Below are 5,917 nucleotides of genomic sequence, written 5' to 3'. Positions count from 1 at the left end.
GCCGCGCCGACCGCGCGGCCGGGCGCGGGTCCTGACCGGCCCCCCGGATCGGGGGCGGCGCGGCGGCGGGGGGTTTCGGCAAGGGTGCGGGCATGGACGATCCGGGCGCCGGCATGGTTCATCGGCGTCGTCAGATCAGCATCCGTCCGCGTCAGGATCGTGGCGCGCTTCGCCAGTCATCGTTATGTAGAAACGATATGATTTTGACGGATCGACGGCGCTTTGCTGAACGCATTGATCGCTCCAACAATATGCAATTGCATACAGCCAAGCTGACACCTTATCGCCCACAGCGGGCCATCACGGCGCCATCACGGCTACGGTACCTGATGAACTGCGCATGCCCCCGGGAGTAGCGCCCCGACTGAACAAAGGCTCATCCCTTGACCAGAATAACTTCCAGAACGGCGATCATGACCGGCGCCCTCCTCCTCGTCGGCCTGACCGCCGGCGGCTGCGCCAGCCACAAATTCGTGCGCGAGAATCTCGCCGTGGTCGACGAACGCGTCGCCGGCGTCGACACCCGCGTCACCGAGGTCGCCGGCACGGCCGGCGAGGCCCTCGCCCGGGCGAACGCCGCCCACAAACTGGCCGAGGGCAAATTCCTCTATGAAGTCGTGCTGTCGGACGACTCGGTCAAATTCCCGGTCAATCGCGACGAGCTGTCGCCCGAGGCCGAGGCCCGCCTGGCCGAACTGGTGCAGCGGCTGACCAGCGAGAACCGCAACGTCTATCTTGAGATCCAGGGCCACACGGACGCCAGCGGCGACGCCCGCTTCAACGAGCAACTCGGCGAGGCCCGGGCCGAGGCGGTGCGCCGCTATCTGAGCCGGAACAGCATCGCCCTGAACCGGATGGCGACCATCTCCTATGGCGAGGATTCGCCGGTGGCCTCCAACGACACCCCCGAGGGCCGGGCCCAGAACCGCCGCGTGGCGATCGTGGTGCTCAGCTAAGACCGCGCGGGGCGCGGTCCCTTGTCATCCCGGAAGCGCCGCAGGCGCTATCCGGGACGGGAAGGTATCCCCACCCTGATCCTCCCGGACAGCCCGCAGGGCTGAGCCGGGAGACGGTTGGCCGCTGGCACGATCCCGGGAACGGACGCTCGGAGGGCCGCCCTGCCTGTCTCCCGGACATCCGCTGCGCGGATTCCGGGAAGCGCTGACTGGCTTGTCAGCCCCATCCCGGATCGCCGCTTCGCGACGTCCGGGATGACAAGGCTCCGAGCCTAGACCGGCGCCGCGCCTTCGACGGTGTCCCCGAACACCCGCCGGAAGCTGGTCTTCAGCGCCGCGTCCGCCTCATCCATCGTCGCCGGAACGCCGAGGTCGACCAGGCTGGTGACCCCATGTTCGGCGATGCCGCATGGGACGATGCCTGAGAAATGGTCGAGGTCCGGCTCAACATTCAGGCTGATGCCGTGGAAGCTGACCCATTTGCGCACCTTGACGCCAATGGCGGCGATCTTGTCCTCCCGGGACCATCCCGGACCCTTCCGTTCGACCCAGACGCCCACCCGGCCCTCGCGGACGTCGGCCGGAACGCCGAACTCGCCCAGGGCCCCGATGATCCACTGTTCCAGCCCGCGCACGAAGGTCCGCACGTCCTTGCCGCGCTGGTTCAGGTCCAGCATGACATAGGCCACCCGCTGGCCGGGCCCATGATAGGTGAACTGCCCGCCCCGGCCGCTGCGGTGAACCGGGAAACGGGCGGAGTCCAGCAGGTCGTCGTCCTTCGACGAGACACCGGCCGTGTAGAGCGGCGGATGCTCCAGCAGCCAGACCAGCTCCCCGGCCTCGCCCGCCGAAATCGCCGCCGCCCGGGCCTCCATGGCCGCGACCGCCGCCTCATAGTCCACATAGCCTTCGGACGCCGCCCATTCGACCGGACGGCCGTCGGCGCGGACCAGTTTGGATATGGTTTCGCTTAAGGCTTGGGAAAGCATGACGCCTCCAATGTGGGGGCCGGGAGCGCCATGCAAGCCAAGATCGCCCAGAAACCCGCCTCCTCAGAGTCAGCGTCAGAGTATCCAGTGAGTCAGATCGAAGCCGTCGATATCGAAATTTCGGTCGTCCTGGGGCGTTCTGTCCTGCCGATGAGCCAGCTGCTGCGGATGGGCCGCGGGGCGGTGATTCCGCTCGACGCCTCGGAACATGACGAGGTCTGGATCCTGGCCAACAACCACCCGGTCGCCCGCGGCGAGATCGAAATCCGCGACGACCGCATCGCCATCACGGTGACGCGGGCGGCGGATGTGTATGACTTCATGGCGGGGGCGGCTTAGGTCCCGAAAAGTTTACGCCGGAGTTCCGGACGGACTCACTCGCGTCGCAGCGGTAGCCAACTCCTGATTCAGCACCGCCACGCGAGCCTTTATATCCACGACGGTGTCAGAAAAGGAATTCCGAGGAGGCTGCTTCGGTAGGTGCCTTTCAATTGTGTTGAGCCCTGTTATCAGCGTTTCAAGCGCAACGGTAAGTGCCACGGCTTGTTTTCGGCTGATCTCGGTCGGAAGACTTCTCAAGTGAACAGAAGAAAACCCTGTGAGTAGACGCGTCATAACACGTCTTTGGTAATCAACATGATCGTGCATCCAAGTGCCCGCTAGGCATCGGTTACGGAATGTGTCCCCAGACTCGACACAGCCAAGAGCAAAAATGCACAAGGTCGAAAGCTCCCGATACTCGAGATCCAGCTCTGCTTCCCGGATTTGGCTGCGCGTGCGAGCGGCCTGGTCGGCAGCTACCCAGATCGCAATCGCAATCGCTCCGATTGACCCAATTGCTTGGACCCATGCGGCCATGGTCTGAGACCAGAGAGCTTTCAACAAATCATGGTCTGGTAGGGCGATCCAAAGGACCGCCAATACCCAAGCACCCGATAACGCACCGATGAAGGTGTTTGCCCGCGAGCTTGGTGTACCAAAAAGGCGGTAAGTCACTTCTTCGGCGTAGCTGGCGGAGTTGGCTGCCGAGGCGGCTGTTGCGGCGTCGGTCGTTGCGGCGCGCTCTTACCTGCGTTGTCGCCGACATTCGTGCGACGATCTGGCGGACGTGTTGGATGCGAGGGAGCCATCGTATGACCCGAGATCAGTTGCTCAAAGCTAAGCCCGGCATCGTAGGGCTGATTCGGGAGCAGGCGGAAAAGCGTCTTGAAGCCCAAGGAGAATCCGCCGACGCGCAAGATGTAAAAGGTGCGGCTTTCCTGACAGCCGGCGCGTCGCTAGCAGCTGCTGCAACTGCCTTGGCGGCTGCCTCTATGGCGTTCAAGCCCCTCCCGATCTCTGCAATTTTCGGGGCGTCGTTGGCCGCAGTTGGCTTTACCGCGGGATCTGCTTTGGCGGCTTGGTCTCTTCGATCGGTGGGCTTCCATACCTGCGGTTGGTACCCACAAGACTTCGCGGGGGACCTTGAACAACGCCTTTCACCTAAGGAGGTGGAAGCAGACTTCGTCATCGCGCTCCAGAGTCGCTTGTCGGAGAATCGACCCATTCTCGAACGGCGCGGAGACCGACTGAACTGGTCTTCATACCTAATGTTAGCGACCCCCATTGCAGCTTTGATTTGCGCGATAGTCGTCGCCTGACGAGGGATTGATTGCTGAAGGCAGGGTCCCGAACCGAGCCGCAAACTTCCCGACCAAGGAGACGAGTTAGGCCGCGTGCTCCACAGCCTGATCGCGAAAGCGCAACACCGTCCAAGTTTTCCGATGGGCCTACCGGCCTGCTGCCTCTTGCCTGGCGCCTGCTGCCTCGAACGACCCCTTCCCTTCCGCTCCGACCTCCGCTATCAGCCCCCCTCCGATGCGAGCGGTCGTGGCGGAATTGGTAGACGCGCAGCGTTGAGGTCGCTGTTCCCTAACCGGAGTGGAAGTTCGAGTCTTCTCGACCGCACCATCGAAACAACAGGGCGAATCTCGGCTAGAATTGAGCTGACATAAAATCGGGGAGGCCGAGCGTGACGATCACCGCAAAAGCCTCCCTGACGCCTTCCCAGACCGAAGAAATCGACCACGTCGCCCTCGACGAGGACTATGTGCTGACGGCGAGCTTCGTCGAGAAGGTCGTCGACGCCTCGGACGCCGGCGACGGACTCAAGCTCCGTTCGCTGCTGGAAGACCTTCACCCGGCCGACGTCGCCGACCTGATGGGCTTCCTGACCGCCGAGCACCGCACCGTCGTGGTCCTCTGGCTTCCGCCGGACCTGCTGGCCGAAACCCTGCCCGAGCTGGACGACAACATCCGCGAGGAGGTGCTGGAGCGCGTCCCGCACCTGACCCTGGCCGAGGCGCTGCAGGAACTCGATTCCGACGACGCCGCCGCCGTGGTCGAGGATCTGGAGGACGACCAGCGCGAAAAGGTGCTGGCGGCCATGCCCGAGGTCGATCGCGCCGCGATCGAGAACTCGCTGCGCTACGACGAGGATTCCGCCGGCCGCCTGATGCAGCGCGAGGTCATGGCCGCGCCGTCGTTCTGGAACGTCGGCGACACCATCGACCACATCCGCAAGCAGGGCGAGGACCTGCCCGAGCTGTTCTTCGACATCTACATCGTCGATCCGCACAACAAGCCCGTCGGCGGCCTACCGGTCAGCGGCCTGCTGCGCGCGGCGCGCACGATCGCCCTCGTCGACATCATGGAGCCGATCAATGCGATCGCCGTCGACCAGGACCAGGAAGAAGTCGCCTACATCTTCGAGAAATACCACCTGATCTCGGCCCCCGTCGTCGACGCGGCGGGGCGGCTGGTGGGTCAGATCACCGTCGATGACATCGTCAACATCATCCAGGAAGAGAACCGCGAGGACATCCTGCGCCTCGCCGGCGTCTCGGATGAGGACCGCGGTTCGTCCGTGTCCGAGATCGTCCGCGGCCGCGTGCCCTGGCTGGCCATCAATCTGGGCACGGCGGTGCTCGGCTCCATCGTCATCTCGTGGTTCGAGGCCACGATCGCCCAGATCGTCGCCCTGGTGATCCTGCTGCCCATCGTCTCGGCCATCGGCGGCAACGCCGGCACCCAGGCCCTGACCGTGACCGTGCGCGCCCTGGCGACGCGCGAACTGAACAGCTCCAACGCCGCCCGCACCTTCCGCCGCGAGCTGGCGGTGGGTCTGGCCAACGGCTTTGTGCTGGCGCCCCTGATCGGCATGGCCGCCGGCCTGTGGTTCCAGGAATGGCGCATCGGGGCGGTGATCGGCATGGCCATGGTGCTGAACCTGCTGGTCGCGGCCACGGTCGGGGTTCTGACCCCCCTGACCCTGTCGCGGCTGAAGTTCGACCCGGCCGTGTCCTCGGCCGTGTTCGTGACGGCGACAACGGACTTCTTCGGCTTTTTGATCTTCCTCGGTCTCGCGAGCCTCGTCCTGTTGTAGAGCGGCGCGTCCCTTGCTGGCTCTCTCTTCGGGCCAGCGCGCCCGTCTCGATTTGGGTCAATCCGTGTCCGAAACGCCCACACCCCGTCTGAAGGTCTCCCGCGAGGGGATGGTCCTCATCAAGAGCTTTGAGGGATTCCGGCCGCGCGCGGTGCGGGAAGAGAACGGCCGCTGGGTCATCGGCTACGGCCACACCGCCTCCGCCCGCGAGGGCCTGACCGTCGCCGAGGCCGACGCCGAACTGCTGCTGCAATACGATCTGATGCCGGTGGTGAAGGCGCTGAACGAACAGGTTCACAGCCCGCTGAACCAGCACCAGTTCGACGCCCTGGCCAGTTTCGCCGTCTCCGTCGGCGTCGACCGCTTCCTCGCCTCCGACGTCCTGCAAAGACTGAACGAGGGTCATGCCGGCCAGGCCGCGGACGCCCTGATCGGCTGGCCCGAGGACGCCTCCGCCGACGCCCGCCTGCGCCGCCGCGCGGCCGAGCGCGCCCTGTTCGTCGCTGATCCGGCCTCGCCGGTCACCCTCGCCGAACTGCTGGCCGCCC

At 64.9% G+C, this 5,917-nt stretch carries 6 protein-coding genes and 1 tRNA gene; 6 read left to right on the top strand and 1 reads right to left on the bottom strand.

The features are described 5' to 3' along the window. The first annotated feature begins 413 nt into the window (after positions 1–413). On the top strand, positions 414–956 hold the full coding sequence (locus QQJ79_RS14470; protein WP_284223623.1) for an OmpA family protein: 543 nt from the start codon (positions 414–416) through the stop codon (positions 954–956). Between the two features lie 272 nt (positions 957–1,228). Here QQJ79_RS14470 and lipB read toward each other — a convergent pair whose 3' ends face one another. Beyond that, complete coding sequence (lipB, locus tag QQJ79_RS14465; RefSeq protein ID WP_284223622.1) at positions 1,229–1,945, bottom strand: lipoyl(octanoyl) transferase LipB; 717 nt, start codon at positions 1,943–1,945, stop codon at positions 1,229–1,231. A 30-nt stretch (positions 1,946–1,975) separates the two neighbouring features. On the opposite strand from lipB, the gene QQJ79_RS14460 reads away from it, so the two are divergent. The 5 genes from QQJ79_RS14460 to QQJ79_RS14440 form a co-directional block, all read left to right on the top strand. After that, entirely contained in the window at positions 1,976–2,284 is a 309-nt protein-coding gene (locus QQJ79_RS14460; protein WP_431307605.1) for a FliM/FliN family flagellar motor switch protein, read from the top strand. Between the two features lie 794 nt (positions 2,285–3,078). Further along, positions 3,079–3,585, top strand: coding sequence for a hypothetical protein (locus QQJ79_RS14455; protein WP_284223620.1), 507 nt, complete (start codon positions 3,079–3,081; stop codon positions 3,583–3,585). Between the two features lie 223 nt (positions 3,586–3,808). Next, a tRNA-Leu gene (locus tag QQJ79_RS14450) sits at positions 3,809–3,895 on the top strand. 61 nt (positions 3,896–3,956) lie between these two features. Beyond that, a complete protein-coding gene (gene mgtE / locus QQJ79_RS14445; RefSeq protein ID WP_284223619.1) occupies positions 3,957–5,369 on the top strand; it encodes a magnesium transporter in 1,413 nt (470 codons plus the stop codon). A 64-nt stretch (positions 5,370–5,433) separates the two neighbouring features. Then, positions 5,434–5,917 (top strand): lysozyme (locus tag QQJ79_RS14440; protein WP_284223618.1); only part of this gene is annotated, 484 nt, incomplete at its 3' end.

Source organism: Brevundimonas denitrificans (genome assembly GCF_030160755.1).
GTDB lineage: Bacteria > Pseudomonadota > Alphaproteobacteria > Caulobacterales > Caulobacteraceae > Brevundimonas > Brevundimonas denitrificans.
This window is presented reverse-complemented; position numbering and strand designations above follow the sequence as displayed.